The organism is Duganella sp. GW821-FHT07F09 (genome assembly GCF_059418705.1).
The window spans coordinates 279861-299911 of record NZ_JBWKQJ010000004.1 but is presented as its reverse complement, the minus strand read 5'-3'; the positions used below and the strand labels follow the sequence as shown (position 1 = coordinate 299911).

General features: G+C 61.2%; 17 protein-coding genes and 1 tRNA gene. 14 read left to right on the top strand and 4 right to left on the bottom strand.

Going from position 1 to position 20051, the window contains the following annotated elements; genetic code table 11:
- Positions 1–11: 11 nt before the first annotated feature.
- The 7 genes from AC07P1_RS12800 to AC07P1_RS12770 all read left to right on the top strand — a co-directional run bounded on the left by AC07P1_RS12800 (position 12) and on the right by AC07P1_RS12770 (position 9218).
- Positions 12–1487: a benzaldehyde dehydrogenase gene (locus AC07P1_RS12800; protein WP_494696166.1), complete on the top strand. Its 1476-nt coding sequence runs from the start codon at positions 12–14 to the stop codon at positions 1485–1487.
- Positions 1488–1597: 110 nt separating this feature from the next.
- Positions 1598–2365 carry a coniferyl-alcohol dehydrogenase gene (locus tag AC07P1_RS12795; RefSeq protein WP_494696165.1) on the top strand — a complete coding sequence of 256 codons (768 nt, stop codon included), beginning with the start codon at positions 1598–1600 and terminating at the stop codon, positions 2363–2365.
- A 55-nt stretch (positions 2366–2420) separates the two neighbouring features.
- On the top strand, positions 2421–4148 hold the full coding sequence (locus AC07P1_RS12790) for a DUF1302 domain-containing protein (protein WP_494696164.1): 1728 nt from the start codon (positions 2421–2423) through the stop codon (positions 4146–4148).
- 15 nt (positions 4149–4163) lie between these two features.
- Positions 4164–5519, top strand: coding sequence for a DUF1329 domain-containing protein (locus AC07P1_RS12785; RefSeq protein ID WP_494696163.1), 1356 nt, complete (start codon positions 4164–4166; stop codon positions 5517–5519).
- On the top strand, positions 5519–6589 hold the full coding sequence (locus tag AC07P1_RS12780; protein WP_494696162.1) for a WD40/YVTN/BNR-like repeat-containing protein: 1071 nt from the start codon (positions 5519–5521) through the stop codon (positions 6587–6589). The genes AC07P1_RS12785 and AC07P1_RS12780 overlap by 1 nt, the downstream gene beginning before the upstream one ends.
- 4 nt (positions 6590–6593) lie before the next feature.
- Positions 6594–9023, top strand: a complete 2430-nt coding sequence (locus tag AC07P1_RS12775) for an efflux RND transporter permease subunit (protein WP_494696161.1) — start codon at positions 6594–6596, stop codon at positions 9021–9023.
- A 48-nt stretch (positions 9024–9071) separates the two neighbouring features.
- Complete coding sequence (locus AC07P1_RS12770; protein WP_494696160.1) at positions 9072–9218, top strand: hypothetical protein; 147 nt, start codon at positions 9072–9074, stop codon at positions 9216–9218.
- Between the two features lie 23 nt (positions 9219–9241).
- Here the strand turns inward: AC07P1_RS12770 and AC07P1_RS12765 are convergent, their stop codons facing one another.
- Positions 9242–9931: a hypothetical protein gene (locus AC07P1_RS12765; RefSeq protein WP_494696159.1), complete on the bottom strand. Its 690-nt coding sequence runs from the start codon at positions 9929–9931 to the stop codon at positions 9242–9244.
- A gap of 104 nt (positions 9932–10035) precedes the next feature.
- On the opposite strand from AC07P1_RS12765, the gene AC07P1_RS12760 reads away from it, so the two are divergent.
- Together AC07P1_RS12760 and AC07P1_RS12755 are read left to right on the top strand one after the other, a co-directional pair.
- The gene (locus AC07P1_RS12760; protein ID WP_494696158.1) at positions 10036–10272 is read left to right on the top strand and encodes a hypothetical protein; all 237 of its coding nucleotides are present in this window, start codon (positions 10036–10038) and stop codon (positions 10270–10272) included.
- A 130-nt stretch (positions 10273–10402) separates the two neighbouring features.
- Positions 10403–10720, top strand: a complete 318-nt coding sequence (locus tag AC07P1_RS12755; protein ID WP_494696157.1) for a hypothetical protein — start codon at positions 10403–10405, stop codon at positions 10718–10720.
- A gap of 145 nt (positions 10721–10865) precedes the next feature.
- Here AC07P1_RS12755 and AC07P1_RS12750 read toward each other — a convergent pair whose 3' ends face one another.
- Complete coding sequence (locus tag AC07P1_RS12750; protein WP_494696156.1) at positions 10866–11045, bottom strand: DUF3606 domain-containing protein; 180 nt, start codon at positions 11043–11045, stop codon at positions 10866–10868.
- Positions 11046–11224: 179 nt separating this feature from the next.
- Here AC07P1_RS12750 and AC07P1_RS12745 point away from each other — a divergent pair, with 179 nt between their 5' ends.
- From AC07P1_RS12745 to AC07P1_RS12735, 3 genes are all read left to right on the top strand, one after another.
- Complete coding sequence (locus AC07P1_RS12745) at positions 11225–12004, top strand: alpha/beta hydrolase (protein ID WP_494696155.1); 780 nt, start codon at positions 11225–11227, stop codon at positions 12002–12004.
- Positions 12005–12500: 496 nt separating this feature from the next.
- Complete coding sequence (locus AC07P1_RS12740; RefSeq protein ID WP_494696154.1) at positions 12501–13685, top strand: GmrSD restriction endonuclease domain-containing protein; 1185 nt, start codon at positions 12501–12503, stop codon at positions 13683–13685.
- 2 nt (positions 13686–13687) lie between these two features.
- The gene (locus AC07P1_RS12735) at positions 13688–14410 is read left to right on the top strand and encodes a HEPN domain-containing protein (protein ID WP_494696153.1); all 723 of its coding nucleotides are present in this window, start codon (positions 13688–13690) and stop codon (positions 14408–14410) included.
- A 296-nt stretch (positions 14411–14706) separates the two neighbouring features.
- Here the strand turns inward: AC07P1_RS12735 and AC07P1_RS12730 are convergent.
- A tRNA-Ser gene (locus tag AC07P1_RS12730) sits at positions 14707–14796 on the bottom strand.
- Between the two features lie 310 nt (positions 14797–15106).
- On the opposite strand from AC07P1_RS12730, the gene AC07P1_RS12725 reads away from it, so the two are divergent.
- The gene (locus AC07P1_RS12725; RefSeq protein WP_494696152.1) at positions 15107–17155 is read left to right on the top strand and encodes a hybrid sensor histidine kinase/response regulator; all 2049 of its coding nucleotides are present in this window, start codon (positions 15107–15109) and stop codon (positions 17153–17155) included.
- Between the two features lie 45 nt (positions 17156–17200).
- Here AC07P1_RS12725 and acs read toward each other — a convergent pair whose 3' ends face one another.
- Positions 17201–19189, bottom strand: coding sequence for an acetate--CoA ligase (acs, locus tag AC07P1_RS12720; protein ID WP_494696151.1), 1989 nt, complete (start codon positions 19187–19189; stop codon positions 17201–17203).
- Between the two features lie 232 nt (positions 19190–19421).
- On the opposite strand from acs, the gene AC07P1_RS12715 reads away from it, so the two are divergent.
- A complete protein-coding gene (locus tag AC07P1_RS12715; protein ID WP_494696150.1) occupies positions 19422–20021 on the top strand; it encodes a TIGR00645 family protein in 600 nt (199 codons plus the stop codon).
- Positions 20022–20051: the final 30 nt, after the last annotated feature.

Below are 20051 nucleotides of genomic sequence, written 5' to 3'. Positions count from 1 at the left end.
TAGGAGACCTCATGGATAGCACCGCTGCGCCCGCATTTTTGAACGACACGCTCTGGACCGGAAAAATCTTCAACGGCGACTGGATCGCGGCCGACGGCGGCACGCATCCCATCACCGAGCCGGCCACCGGCCAGCAGCTCGGCACCACGGGCAAGGCCAACGCGCAGGACGTGGCGCGCGCCGCCATCGCCGCCCGCGCCGCCCAGCGCGCCTGGGCCGCCACCGACTACAAGGCCCGCGCCGCCATCTTCCGCAAGGCCGCCGCGCTGTTCGAACAACACCACGCCGAGCTGGCGACCTGGATCGCGCGCGAAACCGGCGGCATCATGCCCAAGGCCGATCTGGAAGTGCGCGAAGCGATCGTCTACATGCACGAGGCGGCCGCGATGCTGACGCAGCCGACCGGCCAGTTGCTGGCCTCCCCTACCGGGCAACTGAGCATCGCCCGGCGCCTGCCGCATGGCGTGGTCGGCATCATCTCGCCGTTCAACTTCCCGCTGATCCTGTCGCTGCGTTCGGTCGCGCCGGCGCTGGCGGTCGGCAACGCCGTGCTGCACAAGCCGGACCTGCAAACCCCGGTCAGCGGCGGCGTCATCATCGCCCGCATCTTCGAGCAGGCCGGCCTGCCGCCTGGCGTGCTGCACGTGCTGCCGGGCGGCGCCGAGGCGGGCGAGGCGCTGTGCCTCGATCCCCACGTCGCCATGATCTCGTTCACCGGCTCGACCCAGGTCGGACGCCGGGTGGCCGAGCTGGCCGGCAAAACGCTCAAGAAAGTCGCGCTGGAACTGGGCGGCAAGAACTCGCTGGTCATCCTGGACGATGCCGACCCCGACCTGGCCGCCTCCAACGTCGCCTGGGGCGCCTATCTGCATCAAGGCCAGATCTGCATGGCGTCCGGCCGCATCCTGCTCCAGCGCGGCATCGCCGCCGCCGTCACCGAGCGGCTGCTGGAGAAGGCCAAACACCTGCCGGTGGGCGATCCGATGAGCGGCCAGGTCGCCCTCGGCCCGCTGATCAACGCGCGCCAGGTCCAGCGGCTGCACGGCATCGTCCAGGACTCGATCGCGGCCGGCGCAAAACTACTGGCCGGCGGCCAACCCGACGGCACCTTCTATCCCGCCACCGTGCTGACCGGCGTCAAGCCCGGCATGCGCTGCTTCCAGGAAGAACTGTTCGGGCCGGTGGCTTCGATAACCGTCTTCGACACCGACGAGGAAGCCATCGCGCTGGCCTCGCTCACCGAAGGCTGCCTGGCGCTGGGCGTCATCTCGCCATCGCTCACGCGCGCGCTGCACATCGTCAACCGCGTTCCCTGCGGCCACGCCCACATCAACGACCAGACGGTGCTGGCCGAAGCGCACGTACCGTTTGGCGGCAGCGGCACCTCCGGCAACGGCGCCCGCCACGGCGGCCCCGCCGACTGGGACGAATTCTCGCAATGGCAATGGCTAACAATCAAAAGCAACGCCCCGCGCTACCCCTTCTAAAAGAAGACAAGCAAAGCGCGCGTAACACGGAGACACGTAGGGCGGATTAGCGCGCAGCGCGTAATCCGCCAAGCTCCGCCACCGCCCCAACCATCGCCAACGGAAAAAAGATGAACTTCCCCAACAAAACCATCGTCATCACCGGCGCCTGTTCCGGCATCGGCGCCGAGGTCGTCCGCCTGGCCAGGGCCGGCGGCGCCAAGGTCATCGGCATCGACCGCAATCCCCCGGGCCTCACCCTCGACCAATACATCCAAGCCGACCTAAGCGACCCGGCATCAATCGACGCCGCAGTAACACAGTTGCCGCCACAAATCGACGCCCTCTGCAACATCGCCGGCGTCCCCGGCACCGCCAACGGCGACCTGGTCGCCCGCGTCAACTACCTCGGCCTGCGCCACCTGTCCGAAAAAGTCCTCGACCGCATGCCCGCCGGCAGCGCCATCATCAACATCGCCTCCGCCCTGGGCGCAGAATGGCCACAACGCCTCGAACTCCACCGCGAACTGGCCAACGTCCAGGGCTACGAGAACGCCCAAGCCTGGTTGCGCGACCACCCCGTCCCCCAGGAAACCTGCTACCAATACTTCAAGGAAGCCCTGCTGGTCTGGACCTTCGTCCAATCCCAGCGCTGGTTCCTGGAACGTTCGATCCGCATGAACTGCGTCTCGCCCGGCCCGGTCTTCACGCCCATCCTCGGCGACTTCGTCACCATGCTTGGCCAGGACGTGGTGGAACGCAACGCCAACCGCATGAAACGCCCCGCCTACACCGACGAGGTCGCCCCAGTGGTGGCCTTCCTGATGTCGGACGCCTCGCGCTGGGTCAGCGGCGTGAACATCCCCGTTGACGGAGGGCTGATGTCGACATTCATCTGAAGCATCTAAGCAAACACGCAATCCAACAATACCTATAAATACCCCTGGGGGAGACATGAAACCGACACAACAAACACGGCGCACTTCGCGCAAGTCCGGCGCCCTGACGATGGCGCTGGCCGTGGCCGCCGCCCTGCCCTGCCAGTCGGCACTGGCCTATGAATTCGACACCGGCTCCGACATCAAGGTCAGCTGGAACAACACCATCAAGTACAGCACCGCCTATCGCCTCAAGGATGCCGATCCGGGCTTGCTGGCCGGCGGCTACGCGGCCGCCGGTCCCGGCGACTTCACCGGACTGAACCTGGACGACGGCAACCAGAACTTCCGTAAAAAAGGCATCGTATCGAACCGTGTCGACTGGCTGACCGAGCTCGACATCAGCATCCACAACATGGGCATGCGCGCCTCCGGCGCCGCCTGGTACGACACGGTCTACAACCGGCGCAACGACAACGCATCGCCGTCGTCTAACGCGGCCGGTCTGGCCGGCGTCGCCAACAACGAATTCACCGAAGGCACGCGCAAACTGCACGGACGCAAGGCGGAGCTGCTGGACGCCTTCGTCTACGTCAAGGGCACCGTCGGCGGCCTCTCCGGCAACCTGCGCGCCGGCCGCCACACGCTGCAATACGGCGAGAGCCTGTTCTTCGGCGCCAACGGCATCGCCGCCGCGCAAGGCCCGGTCGACCTGGTCAAGCTGCTGTCGGTGCCCGGCGCCCAATTCAAGGAAATCCTGCGGCCGGTCAACCAGATCTCCGGCCAGCTGCAACTGGCGCCCACCGTCTCGCTCGGCGCCTACTACCAGCTGGACTGGAAGCCGAGCATCATTCCCGGCGTGGGCAGCTACCTGAGCGCGTACGACGCGGCCGGCGCCGGCTCCACCGCCTTCCTCGTGGCGCCGGTCGGCTCGGGCGCGCCCGCCTTCATCACCCAGCCCGACATGAAGGCCAAGGATTCCGGCCAGGGCGGCGTGCAGCTGCGCATCGCCCCGGTCGGCCTGGACATCGAGTTCGGCCTGTACGCGGCGCGCTACCACGACAAGGGCGCCAATTACTATCTGGGCTTCTCGCCCACCTTCCCGCCCGGCGCGCCCGCCACCGTGCAGGCCGTGTATGCGGAAGGCATCAAGACCTATGGCGCCAGCGCCAGCACCGTGCTGGGCGGCGTCAACGTGGCGATCGAGGGCTCGATACGGCGCAACAACCCGCTGGTGAGCGGCCCGACGCCGAACTTCCTGTCGGCGCGCGGCGTCGGCATCATCGCCAACAACACCGACAACCCGGCCTACGCGGTGGGCAACAGCGCCCACGTCAACCTGTCCGCCGTGTACGTGATGCCGACCAACAGCCTGTTCGAAGGCGGCGCGCTGCTTGGCGAGCTGGCCTGGAACCGCCGCCTCAGCGTCACCCACCAGGGCTCGCTCGACGTCAACACGACGCGCGACGCCAGCGCCATCCGCATCGCCTTCGAGCCGGCGTATTACCAGGTGCTCAGTGGGCTCGACCTGACGGTGCCGATCGGCATCGGCTACAACCTCGACGGCCGCTCGTCGACCGTCTTCAACTTCAACGGCGGCGCCGAGCATGGCGGCGACCTGAGTATCGGCCTGAGCGGCAGCTACCAGCAGGATTGGAAGTTCGGCATCAGCTATGTGCGCTTCCTGGGCCGCAGCGGCACCTTCTTGACGAACAATCCCGCCGCCAACGCGCCGATGCTGAGCTATGCCCAGCCGCTCAAGGACCGCAACTACATCTCGTTCAACTTCAAACGCGCATTCTAAGATCAGGAACACATCATGAAACCACAATTGAACATGCTCGCCTGCGCGATCGCCCTCGCCTTCGTCGCCGGCCAGTCGCACGCCGCCACCGCCGAGGAAGCCGCCGCGCTAAAGACCACGCTGACGCCGTTCGGCGCCGAGAAGGCCGCCAACAAGGACGGCACCATTCCCGCGTGGGAAGGCGTCTACAGCAAGGTCGCTCCGGGCTACAAACCGGGCGACGCCCGCGCCGATCCGTTCGCGTCGGAAAAACCGGTGCTGAGCATCACCGGCAAGAACGTCGACCAGTACGCCGCCAAGCTGTCGGCCGGCACCGTCGCCATGCTGAAGAAATATCCGACCTACCGGCTCGACGTCTACCCCACCCACCGCACCGGCGGCGCGCCGTCCTGGGTCTACGACAACACCTTCAAGAACGCGACCGGCGCCAAGACCGTCGACGATGGTTACGGGGTCGACGGCGCCTACGGCGGCATTCCGTTCCCGATTCCCAAGACCGGCTACGAGGCGATCTGGAACCACCGCCTAGCCTGGGTCGGCGACACCGCCATCTACGCCAGCCGCACCTGGATCGTGCCGCCGGACGGCAAGCGCACCCTGGCCAACGAGGCCGAGCAAACCTTGACCCGTCCCTACTACTTCAAGGAAGGCAGCCTGGACAAGATGGACGGCATCTACCAGTACGGCCGCCTGATCACGCGCGCACCGGCCTCCAAGGCGGGGGAAGGCATCCTCGCGCACGACGGCCTGAACGCCGCCGCCCCGCGCGCGTTGTGGCAGTACCTGGTGGGCCAGCGCCGCGTGCGCCGCGCGCCGTCGGTGGCCTACGACACTCCGGACTCGGTCGCCTCCGGCATCGGCTTCGTGGACGAGGCGTTCATGCTGTTCGGGCCGATCGACCACCACCAGCTCAAGCTGATCGGCAAGAAGGAGATGTACATCCCGTATAACAACAACCGCGCGGCGTCCGCCAAGATCGCCGATCTGATGGGCCCGCAATTCCTCAATCCCGACCTGGTGCGCTGGGAACTGCACCGGGTGTGGGAGGTGGAGGCGACCGTCGCCCCCGGCAAGCGCCACGTGGTGAGCAAGCGCCGCTACTACCTGGACGAGGACACCTGGCAAATCATCCAGATCGACGGCTACGATGCCCAGGGCCAGATCTGGCGCAGCAACTACGCGCTGACCTTGCTGGCGCCGGATCTGCCGGCCCTACTCGCCAACGTCATGTGGGGCGTCTATAACGTGCAGACCGGCGCCTACCTGCTCAACGCCTCCGCCAACGAAACGCCGAACCAGTACAAGGCCATCCCGCGGCTGCCGCTGAGCTACTTCGGGCCGGAGGAATTGGCCAACCAGGGTGCTCGCTGATGAGGACGCGGAATCACGTGCTGGCGGCGTTGCTGCTGGGTTCCCTCGCGCCGGCAGCGGCCTTTGCGCAGGCCGCCGCTTCATCTTCTTCGGCGGCGCTGCCGGACGCGCTGACCCAGCCGTCCGTCATCGCCGCCAAGTCCGGCACGGCGGCCATGCTGGCGGTGACGCGCGCCGGCAAGCGCCTGGTGGCTGTGGGCGAACGCGGCATCGTGCTGCTGTCCGACGATCAGGGCGGCAGCTGGCGCCAGGTGCGCACGCCGGTGCAGGTGAGCCTGACGGCCGTGCAGTTCGCCAACGAACGCAGCGGCTGGGCGGTGGGCCACCTGGGCGTGGTGCTGCACACGGTCGATGGCGGCCTGAGCTGGCAAAAGCAGCTGGACGGCATCCAGGCTGCCGAGCTCGCGCTGCGCGCCGCCACCACGCCGCAGGAGAAGACGGCCGCCGAGCACCTGCGCGCGGATGGTCCGGACAAACCCTTTCTCGACCTGTACTTCCAGGACGCCAGCACCGGCTACATTCTTGGCGCCTACAACCTGCTGTTCCGCACCACCGACGCCGGCAAAACCTGGACGCCGTGGCAGGGCCGCGTGCCCAATCCCAAGAGCCTGCATCTGTACGGCATGCGCGCGGGCGGCGGCGCGCTCTACCTGGTCGGCGAACAGGGCAGCCTGTTCCGTTCGCTCGACAGCGGCGCCAGCTTCACGGCGCTGGCCTCGCCCTACAAGGGCAGCTACTTCGGGCTGGTGACGGCGCGCGGCGGCGAGGTCGTCGTCTTCGGCTTGCGCGGCACGGCCTATTGGTCCGGCGACCAGGGCAACAGCTGGAAGCAGATCGAGACCGGCTCGCAGCAAACCTTCAGCGCCGGCGTCGAGCTGGCCGACGGCACCCTGGCGCTGCTGAGCCAGGGCGGCGACGTGCTGCTCAGCGGCGACCATGGCCGCACCTTCACGCGCCAGCCCAATCCACAGCCCTCCCCGGCGGCCGCGCTGGTCCAGGCCGATGACAAGCACCTGGTCGTCGCCGGCCTGCGCGGCCTCAAGCGCCAGCAGCTACTCACCACCAATTGAATTCATGAACATTGACAACGACATGCAGCAGCAACCGGTGATCCGGGCGCTGCGCGACTTCGACAGGCGCTCGGGCAACCTGGCCGAGCGGGCGCTGTTCAACCACCGGCCGCTGATCGTGCTGCTGTGCTTGCTGATCACGGCACTGCTGGGCTTCCAGGCGACCCGCCTGACGCTCAACGCCAGCTTCGAAAAGATGATCCCGACCAGCCATCCGTACGTGGTCAACTATCTGGAGAACAAGAGCGATTTGAGCGGCCTGGGCAACGCGTTGCGGATCGCCGTCGCCGTGCCCCGGGGCGACATCTTCACGCCGGCCTACCTGGCCACCCTGCAGAAGATGAACGACGAGATCTACCTGCTGCCCGGGGTCGACCGTCCGTACATGAAGTCGCTGTGGACCGCTAACACGCGCTGGACGGCCGTGACCGAGGATGGCCTCGACGGCGGCACCGTGATCCCCGGCGACTACGACGGCTCGGCCGCAAGCATCGATGTGCTGCGCGCCAACGTCGCGCGCTCGGGCGAGATCGGCCAGATCGTCGCCGCCAACTACCAGTCAAGCGTGCTGTTCGTGCCGCTGCTCGACATCAATCCGCAGACCGGCAAGGCGCTCGATTACCACGCCTTCTCGCAGCAACTGGAAACCATCCGCGCCAAGTACCAGCAGCAAGGCGTGCAGATCCACATCACCGGCTTCACCAAGATCATGGGCGACCTGATCGACGGGCTGCAACAGGTGCTGGTGTTCTTCGTCGTCGCGATCGGCATCGCCACCGCCGTGCTGTACTGGTACACGCGCTGCTGGCGCAGCACCATGCTGGTGATGCTGTGCTCGCTCGTCGCGGTGCTGTGGCAGTTCGGCCTGCTCGCCACGCTTGGCTATGAGCTCGATCCGTATTCGGTGCTGGTGCCCTTCCTGGTGTTTGCCATCGGCATGAGCCACGGCGCACAAAAGATGAACGGCATCATGCAGGATGTCGGACGCGGCACGCATAAGGTCGTGGCCGCGCGCTACACCTTCCGGCGACTGTTCGCGGCCGGCATGGCGGCGCTGCTGTGCGACGCTGTCGGCTTCATGGTGCTGACGATGATTCCGATCAAGGTGATCCAGGACTTGGCGGTGATCGCCAGCATCGGCGTGGCCGTGCTGATCTTCACCAACCTGGTGTTGCTGCCGATCCTGCTGTCGTATACCGGCGTCAGCCTCAAGGCGGCCGAGCGCAGCCTGCAGGCGGGCGCGCAGGACTCCCCAAAGCCACGGCTGTGGGTGTTTCTTGACCGCTTCACCCAGCGCCGCTGGGCCACGCTCACTTTGCTTGTCAGCGGCATACTGGCCGTGCTCGGCTTCGCGGTCAGCCTGCAACTGCAGGTGGGCGACCTCGATCCCGGCGCGCCGGAACTGCGGGCCGATTCGCGCTACAACCGCGACAACGCCTTCATGGTCAGCAACTATGCCGCCAGTGCGGACGTGCTGGTGGTCATGATCAAAACCGGCGCCGACCAGTGCACGCAGTACGACACCCTGGCCAAGGTCGACGCGCTGGCCTGGCAACTGGAGCAACTGCCCGGCGTGGAAGCGACCAATTCCATGGCCCTGCTCAGCAAGCTGGCCGCGACCGGCTACAACGAAGGCAACTTCAAGTGGTACAACCTGACGCCGAACCAGAGCGCGCTGGGCGCGGTGCAAACGCGCGCGCCGCGCGAACTGTTCAACCAGAGCTGCTCGATGCTGTCGCTGTACGTGTATCTGAAGGATCACAAGGCCGCGACCTTGAGCGGCGTGGTCGGACTGGTCGAGCAATTCTCCGCGCAACACGGCACGCCGGAGGCCAGGTTCCTGCTCGCGGCCGGCAGCGCCGGCATCGAGGCGGCGACCAACATCGTCGTTAAGAAAGCCATGCGCGAGATGCTGTTCTGGGTCTACGGCGCGGTGACCTTGCTGTGCTACGCGACCTTCCGCTCCTGGCGCGCGGTGGTGGTGGCGGTGCTGCCGCTGGTGCTGACCTCGATTCTGTGCGAGGTGCTGATGGTGTGGCTCGGCATGGGCGTGAAGGTGGCCACTCTGCCGGTCATCGCGCTGGGGGTGGGTATCGGCGTCGACTATGCGCTGTATGTGCTGAGCGTGGTGCTGGCGCGGATGCGCGGCGGCGCGAACCTGTCCGACGCCTTCCACCACGCGCTGGAGTTCACCGGGCGGGTGGTGCTGCTGACCGGGATCACCCTGGCGATCGCGGTGGCGACGTGGATCTTCTCGCCGATCAAGTTCCAGGCGGACATGGGGATACTGCTGGCGTTTATGTTCTTGTGGAATATGGTGGGAGCGTTGGTGTTGCTGCCGGCGTTGGCGCATTTCCTGTTGAAACCAACGCCTCGGAAGGAGGCCGGATCTTTTAGCAATGAAACGTACGGCGCAAAAACGATGGTATCTTGAACTCGCAGCACGGATGAATCGCCTTCTTCGCCGGAAAGGAATTTCGCCATGAACAAGATCTCCATTTATGTCCTCGTTGCGTTGCTCGTGGCAATCATCGGCTACTTCGCCTTCGCACGTAGCAATGCGAGCAAATTAACGGGAACTCAAACCTCTCAGCATTGGGAGCTCGATCAGCGGATGACTGCGGGGTGACGCAGCCCTGCAGTTCCGTCCTGTCACATCTTCGATGGCGAATCCGCAGTCGATTTACAGTTAAGGAATAGCGTGCCGCCGCCGTGAGCGGCACGCGTCTCCGCCCGCTGGCCGGCACCGCAAGCCTTGTCGAGACCCGGCGGGGTGTAGGTGCGCAAAATGTCGCCATTCGGCGCCAGAACCACGCCCTTGCCGCCTACCAAGACTCTGTCGTGGCAATCCTGATCGGTGCAATAACTGACGCATTCCGTGCAGGCCTCTCCTTCTCCCTCGCGAAAGGGGGCGCACTGATCGTACTGTGCGGGCACTACGATACGAAACTGTTCGGCCTTGAAGTAGCCGCATTTCAGCACTGGATGCGTATCGTCGCCGGCCACATTGACAGCAAAACGCCCGATCCCACGGTCCGCCGTCGGGTAGTCGAAATCGCCGGTGTGACGGATATTCGGTACCACCACAACGCCTCGGCGATTGACGGCAACCATCTCGCGCGGGTCGTCGATGGTGATAACGGCCATGCCGTGGCGGTTGGCGTTTATGCGTTTCAAATACCGCGGCTTCACTTTGCGCTCGCCGCCCTTTCCTGTGAAGCATTGCGCCGACCATTCGGCGCCGGATCTCGTGGGCGGGCATAGGTTGACTGGCTTCGCCGCGAGTGCATGCGTGGTAACGGTCATTACCAGCCATCCTGCCAACAGCGCGCTCACCTTCATTTCTGCTCCCAGTTCAACTTCGCTTGAATCCGTTGCTTCTGCTTCGACGTATAAATTGTTTAAGCATAAGCGCATTCGGTTGGAATGCACCGGAGGGTGGCGCCATGAGAAAACTCGTTCTTGCAGTTCAATTCTGCATGTATTGGGACCCTGCCCGCACGTTCGCCGACGCGGAAAACTCGGTCTGCGCCGCCTTCCTATCCACGCACTCGGAAGCCGAATTTGCTCGCTGGAATACCCGGCTCGATCCTGCCTGGGCGATGTCATTCTTCCGCACTTATCGGGACGAGCCCGGTATCGATCTGTCGTGGATTGTCGAGGCGCTGTACGAGATTCGCTAACGCTGTGCCCCGAGGCCCAACAGCACTGTAGCGTAAGCTGAACGGCAGGTGCAACTAATTGCGCCAGGGCAAAACTCCAGCCGCGCTCCCGGGCTATCCTCGAATACCGATTCCATTCGATGAGAGAGCCATGAACGACGCCCACACTTCCTTGCTCACACCGACCGCAACGCTGAAATGGGCACTCTTTATTCTCTTGCTCACAACGCATCTCTTCCTGACCTGGAAAGCGTTCGAATTGGATTGGCTGTACCTGGAGATCGCCGCCATGGGGCCGGCGCTTGCCCTCGACGAGATTGGAATCAGGCTCGACGCGTGCCGTGGATTCATTTGCATGCCAGGCCCCGTAGGATTGACCTTTTGCTTACTAGTCTGGACTGGGGTGCATTATCTGGCGGCCAAATTCCTCAGTATGTGGGCGATAAAAAAGGAAACGCCTCAAGCCTGAGGGGGATTGTCCATCGCCTTCAGAATGACTGGGATAGCCATCGATCAGGCGGCAGTCGAACGGACGATTTAGATCTGTCGCCATCGGCTGGGCTAGCCTATTCGTACGCCGCCAGCGCCCTGCCGAATCGAGTTTGCCAGATAGGCTATCCGGCGGCCAGCTTCTCCCGGACGGCCTTGGCGCTGGGTCCAACTTCCTTGACCAACTGTTGCAGCCGGTCCTTGGTTACACCTAGCTCATTGGTCCAGTAGGTAACTTCGTGCACCTCGTTGACATTGATGCGGGCGCGGTCTTGCACACCGGCTTTGGTCAGATCATCGCTCATGACATCCTCCTTTAAATAATGGTGCGTGAAGGATTGCACGATGACGGGATTCACTCCGTTACTTAGCGCACATGAGCGAAATGCAACCAACGCCGTGAACACCACCTGATGAGCAAGAGTGGGACATTCGCTCTGCATGGAAGACTATGGTATTTTCGTATTTTTTCTCCGAGAATACGATGACGATAATCCGCTGGTTGGCTGGTTGGGCGCTGCTGGTTTGCAGCTTTGCGGCGCAAGCGGATGGGCAGACCTTCAAGGTGCCCACGCGCCCCGACGTTGAAACCAGTGTCTACTGGGAAGCGCAGGAAGGCGCCAAGGCGACGGTGTTCCTGTTCACAGGCGGGAATGGCGGCTACGGCAAAGTAGTGGACGGCAAGCCGACCAGCCGCAACTTCCTCGCGCGCAGCGTGGCGCTGTTCCTCGCGGACGGCTTCAACGTCGCCATCTTCGGACTGCCCAGCGATACGCCGGCGCTGGACTACAGCGACCGCGTCAACGAAAAACACCTCGCCGATGTGCGCGCCGCGCTGGAGTTCGTGCGCAGCAAGAGTCCGGCGCCGATCTGGTTGGTTGGCACCAGTCGCGGCACCATCTCGGCCACTTATGTCGCCATTGGCAGCACTGCCGACGCCGGTATCGCCGGCCTAGTGCTGACCTCCAGCGTGACCGCCTACAAGAAACAGGGCGCGGTGCCGTCGCAAAATCTGGCCGCGCTCAAGCTCCCAGTGCTGGTAGTACATCACGCCAGCGACGCCTGCCCGATCTGTCAGCCTTACGATTTGGACTGGATCATGAAGGGTTTGAAAAACACCTCCGTCAAAAAATTGGTAATGGTTACCGGGGGAGTCAATCCCAGCGGCGACGTTTGCGAGGCCATGCATTACCATGGCTTCATAGGCCAGGAAAAAAAGGTGGTGGACTTAATGGCGAACTGGATGAAAAATCCGGTGAACTGATTGGCCTAGCCCTCTGGTAAAAGCCATCCCACGATCAGACAGCAACCGAACTGAGCAAACCGAATAGACCAGTCGACAATTTTACCATCCAAATAACCTCACGAAAAACATAGATGTCACGATTAGAGCGCCGCTGACAAGTGTACACTAGGCCAAATTCTTGGCGTGAATGCGCGAAGAGAAAAATTTGGTAACAGGGTGAAGTTTATGCGCAAGGAGGCCGGTTTCTCGCAGGAGGGCTTTGCGCATCGGTGCGGATCTGCTCCTACATGAGTCGCATTGAACGCGCCACGTCGAATTTATCGTTGGACGGATAGAACGTATAGCAGATACTTTAATTGTCTCAGTGGAAAACTTGTTTATAAATCTGTAGTCTCAGATACTGTGATGTGTTCATAAAGTCAGTGCTGCATTAGATGAATTGGAATTTTATTATTAAAGCGGTTGGCGTTGAAAGCACCAAATCGATTGAGTCAAGATACTATAGGGACATCACATGAAGACAGAAATTGTTATGGATGACGCAGAGGATGATGTAGAAACTCCGTTATCCGATCCAAAGCAGGATCCAGAGGAATTTTTTGCAAAAAATGCGTTTCGCATCATATATCAGACGAACAACTTTTTTCTTCCACAATTGAGGGACTTGATCGATAAGGGTGAAGTATTAAATCTCCGTCCTGAATATCAACGCAGACTCCGCTGGAGTGTCTCGCAAAAGTCTCGGCTCGTAGAGTCTCTACTATTAAACATTCCAGTACCACCTGTTTTTTTATACGAAAATGATGCCGCTCGATATGAAGTAATGGATGGCCAACAACGGCTGAACGCAGTTCGGGAATTTATTGCCGGTGAATTTTCGCTGACCGGTCTCTCTGTCCTATCGCCGCTGAACGGGCTACGCTACTCTCGCTGCCCTCCCCGCATAAAACGTTCATTAGACAGGGCAAGTTTGTCTGCAATTGTTTTATTACTCGAAAGCGAAACCGAAAAAACTCACGGAAGCTTGACTATAACTGACATTCGCAGATTTATATTTGACAGACTAAATACCGGCGGTACTAAGCTTAACTCACAGGAAATCAGGAATTCTGTGCACGCCGGTTACTTTAAGAAGGTAATCCTGCAACTGACAAGATTTGAACTTTTTACTAAAGTATTCGATATCCCGCCCTATACAGAAAGCGACCCAAACGACTATTACGAAAATCCGGATAGGCAAAAGAACATTTTATATTCTACTATGGGAGATTGTCAGCTGGTTCTTCGTTATTTCGCGCTTAGAGAAGAGGAAAATATTCGCGGATCGATGAAGTTAATGCTTGATAGAGCAATGGCAAAAAGCGTGAGCGATGAAGACGGCGCCGCGCTCCAACGGGAATTTATAGAACGATTCACATTTTTATATTTCTTGTTTGACGAGAATCCTTTTGTTTTGCCAGCAGACGAAAGAAAACGGAAACGTGTCTCTGCCGCAATCTACGATGCGTCAATGGTCGCCATAAATGATTTATGGGATTGTCGTGAGGCTATAAAGTCCGACAAACTGTTTGTCCAAGAAAGATTTAATGTTGCGCTAAACGACGCTGCCCATTTTTTAGTTTTAACAGGATATGGCAATACTGCGAAAGCGGTCAAGGAACGGATTGCCCTGATGCGAAATATATTGAAGCCGGGGTAAATATGGAGATTGCATTTGAGATTATCTCCGACGATTATTGCAGAGAACTTGGCGCGCTGCGTACGTTGGTCACCGTGTCGAGCCAAAATAACTTACACGCGAAGGTGCGTATTGCTGCCTCGAATTCCGCTACGCTCCTACTAGCAGCAACTTTCGAACAATTCATCCGTGAGATGGCTAGAGAATATGCCCGTGTCGTTGTTCAAAGTGTCGACTCCTTTGAACGGCTTCCCCAAAAAATTGCCTCGACGGCTTGGAAGCGTATCATGGACGGACTTTCAAAAGTTCAATTTGATATGCGGAATAACTCCGGCCGCGAATCCACAATAGCCGCAGCACAAGTCAAGTTTTCCCTAATTCATGATTTTTGCAAAGGTGACCTTACCAAAGACATTTATACGGATTTGATTCACAATGAAAACAATATGCGCCCCACTATGCTAAATAGTTTATTTGCGATTAGCGACTTGAAAGATGTATGTCAAAAAATGAGCTTCAAACATCCGATATTGGATTTTTTTGGTGAATCTGAACCTGGAAAAGCTCACGGCAAATTAATATCCGGCTTGGAAAGCTTTTTTGAGCGCAGGAATTCAATAGCGCATGCTCTTAATCATAGGCAGTCAGACGGTCCGACTCAAATTGAAAACGATATCGCAATGTTTGAATGTGTTGGCAAGGCATTACTATCGACACTCAAAGAAAACGCGCCGGCGCCAGCGTAGCATTTAGCATCGAACCGTAACAGACTTGTCCGGCGTAGACGCAACGAGGTCAGGTACGACCTTCGGACAAATGGGGGCGAGAAATAGTGTTGACAGGAATTTTTTGCGCTCCGCGCAGCGCCTCCCGGCGCGCCACCGCTTACGCGGCGGCAGTCAGCCGATTCGGAGCGGCACGCCCGTGCACGGGCGAGGCCTTCGAATCCCCCTCGGAGGGCGCGCAGGCGCCCTCCTTCTCTCCGCCACGAAAGAAATGCAAAAAGGCCACCCGAGGGTGGCCTTTTTCACATTTCTATTCTTGGCGGAGAGAGGGGGATTCGAACCCCCGATAGGTTTGACCCTATACACGCTTTCCAGGCGTGCGACTTCAACCGCTCATCCACCTCTCCTGCATTCCTTCCCCTCTCGGAGAAGCCGCGAATTATAGCAAACATTCCCCATACCACCAACTTTATTTCCCCTCCCACATGCAACCAACCCCGCCCCTTCCTGCGCTACAATAACCCGCGTCCCCCACGCAGCCACTAAACGGCCTGCTAACCCCGTGGCGGCGACCCGATATCCCTCCGCCTGGCCCCCAACCGCGCCCCGGCAAAAGCACCAAAGCCCCAAACAAACACACCAATACCACCGACAACACCCAAAAACCGTCCACCAGTCCACCCCGGACAGCTAAAAAAGCCTCACCAAAAGACCACTATGACGACTTCGCTTTCATTCATGGACAACGGCGGCGAAATGGGCGCTCGTATGCGCAGCCACGATTGGTCCACGTCATGCCTGGGCGATCCCCACATCTGGCCGCAATCGCTGCGCTCGGTCGTGTCCGCCTGCCTGAACTCGCCCATCCTCGGCACCATCCTGTGGGGCCCCGACCTGTGCATGCTGTACAACGACGCCTACGCCCCCTCGCTGGCCGACCGCCACCCCGCCGCCCTCGGCAAACCCGTGGCCGAGGTGTGGGGCAGTGTCTGGGACGAGGTCGCTCCGCAATTTTACGAAGCCATGAAGACCGGCATCGGCTTCTCCAGCTCCAACGTCGAGCTGATGATCTTGCGTAACGGCCAGATGGAACAAACCATCTGGAACTTTTCCGCCGCGCCTATCACCGGCGAGGACGGCACCATCGTCGGCCTGTTCAATCAGGGTATCGAGATCACCGAGCAGGTGCGCAGGGAGATCGCGATCCACCGCGCCCAGGAGACGCTGGAACGCACCGTCGATGAAACCACCCGAGACCGCAACCGCCTGTGGGAGCTGTCCGCCGATATCATGCTGCGCTGCGGCTTCGACGGCCAGATCAAGAGCGTTAATCCGGCGTGGAAAGATGTACTGGGCTGGGACGAGGCCGATCTGGTCGGCGTTAGTCTGCTGAAACTGATCCATCCCGACGATATCGACCGTACCCTCGACGCCGTGCAGTTCCTGGCCGATGGCGGCTACCATACCCGCTTCGATAACCGTTATCGCCATAAGGACGGCAGCTACCGCTGGATCTCGTGGTCCACCCAGCCGGACGCCGATAGCATCTATGCCGTCGGCCGCGATTTCACTTCTGAGCGCGAGAACGCCGAGGCGCTTCGCTCGGCCGAGGATGCCCTGCGCCAGGCCCAGAAAATGGAGGCCGTGGGACAACTCACCGGCGGCCTGGCCCATGACTTTAATAATTTGTTGGCCGGGATTACCGGCAGCCTGGAGATGCTGGAGTTGCGCGCCAGCCAGGGACGCTTCGGCGATATCGCCCGCTATATCGATGTCGCCAGCGATGCGGCCAAGCGCGCGTCGTCGTTGACCCATCGCTTGCTCGCTTTTTCCCGCCAGCAGACCCTCGATCCGAAACCGACCGACGTCAACCGCCTGGTCCTGGGCATGGAGGATTTGCTGCGCCGTACCGTCGGCCCGGCCGTGGCCATCGAGGTCATCGAGGCGGCCGACCTGTGGACCGCGCTGGTCGATGCGTCCCAACTGGAGAATTCGCTGCTGAACCTGTGCATCAACGCGCGCGATGCGATGCCCGACGGCGGCCATATCCGTATCGCGACCGCCAACCAACGCCTGAACCTGAAGGCCGCCGCCGCGCAGCAAATGCCCGAGGGCGAGTATCTGTCGCTGAGCGTGACCGATTCCGGCATCGGCATCGCGCCGGAGGTGATGAGCAGGGTGTTCGAGCCCTTCTTTACCACCAAGCAGCCCGGCGAGGGCACCGGCCTGGGCTTGTCGATGGTCTATGGCTTCGCCAAGCAGTCCGGTGGCCTGGTGCGTATCTATTCGGAGGTGGGGCGCGGTACGACCGTGTGCATCTATCTGCCCCGCCACGATAGTGTGGCCGAGCCGGTGCCGGCGCCGTCGCTGCCGTCGCTGCCGGTCCACCATGGCACACACGAGACCGTGCTGGTGGTCGACGACGAACCGAGCGTCCGCCTGCTGATCGTCGATATTCTGGAGGATATGGGCTATAAGGTGATCGAGGCGGCCGATAGCGCCACCGGCCTGGAGCTGCTGCTGTCGGACGTGCATGTGGATTTGCTGATCACCGATGTGGGCTTGCCCGGCGGGATGAACGGGCGCCAGATGGCGGAGGCCGGCCGGGTGAACCGGCCCGCCATGCGCGTGCTGTTTTTGACCGGGTATGCGCAAACGGCCGTGTTCGGCGGCGGCCAGCTCGACGAGGGCGTCGAGGTGATGACCAAGCCGTTTAATATCGATGCGCTGTCCGAACGCGTGGACAGGATGCTGGCGCCTCGCTGAGCCGGCGGCGCGGCCGGCACTCGCCGGCGCGCGCCACTCAACCGATCAGGACGATTCCTTGAGCTGCTCGAGGATGGCCGGGTTTTCCAGGGTGGAGACGTCCTGCGTGATCGTCTCGCCCTTGGCCAGCACACGCAGCAGGCGCCGCATGATCTTGCCCGAGCGCGTCTTCGGCAGGTTGTCGCCGAAACGGATTTCCTTCGGCTTGGCGATCGGGCCGATCTCCTTGGCGACCCAGTTGCGCAGCTCCAGCGCCAGTTTCTTGGCTTCGTCGCCGGTCGGACGCGCTTGCTTGAGCACGACGAACGCGCAAATCGATTCGCCCGTGGTGTCGTCCGGCTTGCCCACCACCGCCGCTTCCGCCACCAGCGGGTTGGCCACCAGCGCCGATTCGATTTCCATCGTGCCCATGCGGTGGCCCGAGACATTCAGCACGTCGTCGATGCGGCCGGTGATGGTGAAGTAGCCGGTGTCCTTGTTGCGGATGGCGCCGTCGCCGGCCAGATACATCTTGCCGCCCAGCTCTTCCGGGAAGTAGCTGGTCTTGAAGCGCTCTGGATTGTTCCAGATGGTCCGGATCATCGACGGCCATGGACGCTTGACCACCAGGATGCCGCCCTGCCCGTTCGGGACGTCGACACCGGCTTCGTCGACGATCGCGGTCATGATGCCCGGCAGCGGCAAGGTGCACGAGCCCGGTACCATCGGGGTGGCGCCCGGCAGCGGCGTGATCATGTGGCCGCCCGTTTCCGTTTGCCAGAAGGTGTCGACGATCGGGCATTTTTCGCCGCCCACTTGCGTGTAATACCACATCCAGGCTTCCGGATTGATCGGCTCGCCCACGGTGCCCAGCAGGCGCAGCGACGTCAGGTCGTAGTTTTTCGGGTGTACTTTCGGGTCGACGTCGGACGCCTTGATCAGCGAGCGGATCGCCGTCGGCGCCGTGTAGAAGATGCTGACCTTGTGCTTGGCGATGGTGTCCCAGAAACGGCCCGCGTTCGGGAAGGTCGGGATGCCTTCGAACACCACTTGCGTGGCGCCGACCGCCGTCGGGCCGTAGGCGATGTAGCTGTGGCCGGTCACCCAGCCGATGTCTGCGGTGCACCAGTAGACGTCGCTCGGCTTGATGTCGAAGCTCCATTTCATCGTCAGCGCGGCCCACAGCAGGTAGCCGCCGCTCGAGTGCTGCACGCCTTTAGGCGTGCCGGTCGAGCCGGACGTGTAGAGGATGAACAGCGGGTGCTCGGCGTCGACCCATTCCGGTTCGCATTCGGCCGGCTGGTTGGCGACCAGTTCGTGCAGCCAGGTGTCGCGTCCTTCCTTGAAGGCGATCGTGCCGCCCGTGCGGCGGTAGACGATGACGTCCTTGATGGTGTCGCAGCCGCCCAGCGCCAGCGCTTCGTCGACGATGGCTTTCAATGGCAGGTGCTTGCCGCCGCGCAGTTGCTCGTCGGCGGTGATGACGGCCACCGCGCCGGCGTCGATGATGCGCTCCTGCAGCGATTTGGCCGAGAAGCCGCCGAACACGACCGAGTGCGTGGCGCCGATGCGGGCGCATGCTTGCATGGCGGCCACGCCTTCGACCGACATCGACATGTAAATAATGACGCGATCGCCCTTTTTGATGCCGCGCGATTTGAGGCCGTTGGCGAATTTGCAGACTTTTTCATGCAACTCGCGGTAGCTGACGTTGGTCGACATGCCGTCGTCCGCCTCGAAGATGATGGCGGTCTTGTCGGCGTTGCCGTTCTGTAGGTTGCGGTCGAGGCAGTTGTACGAGACGTTCAGGTGGCCGTCCTCGAACCATTTGTAGAACGGGGCGTTGTCTTCGTTGAGGGTTTTGGTGAACGGCTTTTGCCAGACCAGATGTTCTTTCGCCAGGCGCGCCCAGAAGCCTTCGTAGTCGGCCTCCGCTTCGGCGCACAGCGCGTTGTACGCTTCCATTCCGCCGACCGTGGCTTGGGCGACAAACTCCGCCGGTGGCGTGAAGATGCGGGATTCCTGTGGACCTTGTTGTGTGGTAGTGCTGCTCATACATGTCTCCATTGTTGTAATGTTTTTCACCAACATAAACTTTGTCGCTTACTGAGCCCTTACAGACTGCTAGCCGCCATGATCGATGCTGCGCTGTACAATTTTACCAACATTTCTACAGCATTACGCTTCGGCGTTGCGCCGCAACACGGGCGGTGCGGTAGCTGAGCAGCACGTGTAAAATGTCGGCAACCTTTATCTAGTCTGCCTTATTTTCAGGAGTACTGCCTTAATGACCGATCCTAAACCCAAGCTGCGCCCCCTGCCAGCGTTTATCTTCATGTCGCGCTGGCTCCAGCTGCCGCTGTATCTGGGCCTGATCCTGGCGCAGTGCGTGTACGTGTTCCACTTCTGGGTCGAACTGAAAGACCTGATCGGCGCGGCCATGGGCAACGAGGCGGCGCTGCAGCACATCTTCCAGGCCGTGGCGGTGCCGGGTGGCGGCGCGGTGCCGACCAAGCTGAACGAAACCACCATCATGCTGGTCGTGCTGGGCCTGATCGACGTGGTCATGATTTCCAACCTGTTGGTGATGGTCATCATCGGCGGCTACGAGACCTTTGTGTCGCGCATGAACCTGGAAGACCATCCCGACCAGCCCGAGTGGCTGTCGCACGTGAACGCCTCCGTGCTCAAAACCAAGCTGGCCATGGCGATTATCGGCATCTCGTCCATCCATTTGCTGAAGACCTTTATCAATGCCGCCTCGTACTCCGAGAAAGTGTTGATCGCGCAAACCGTGATCCACGTCGCTTTCCTGCTGTCCGCGCTGGCCATCGCCTACACCGACCGCCTGACGTCGATGACGCACCAAGATTCCAAGACCCACTAAGTCCACTAAGCACCATCCTTCCCTCGCGAG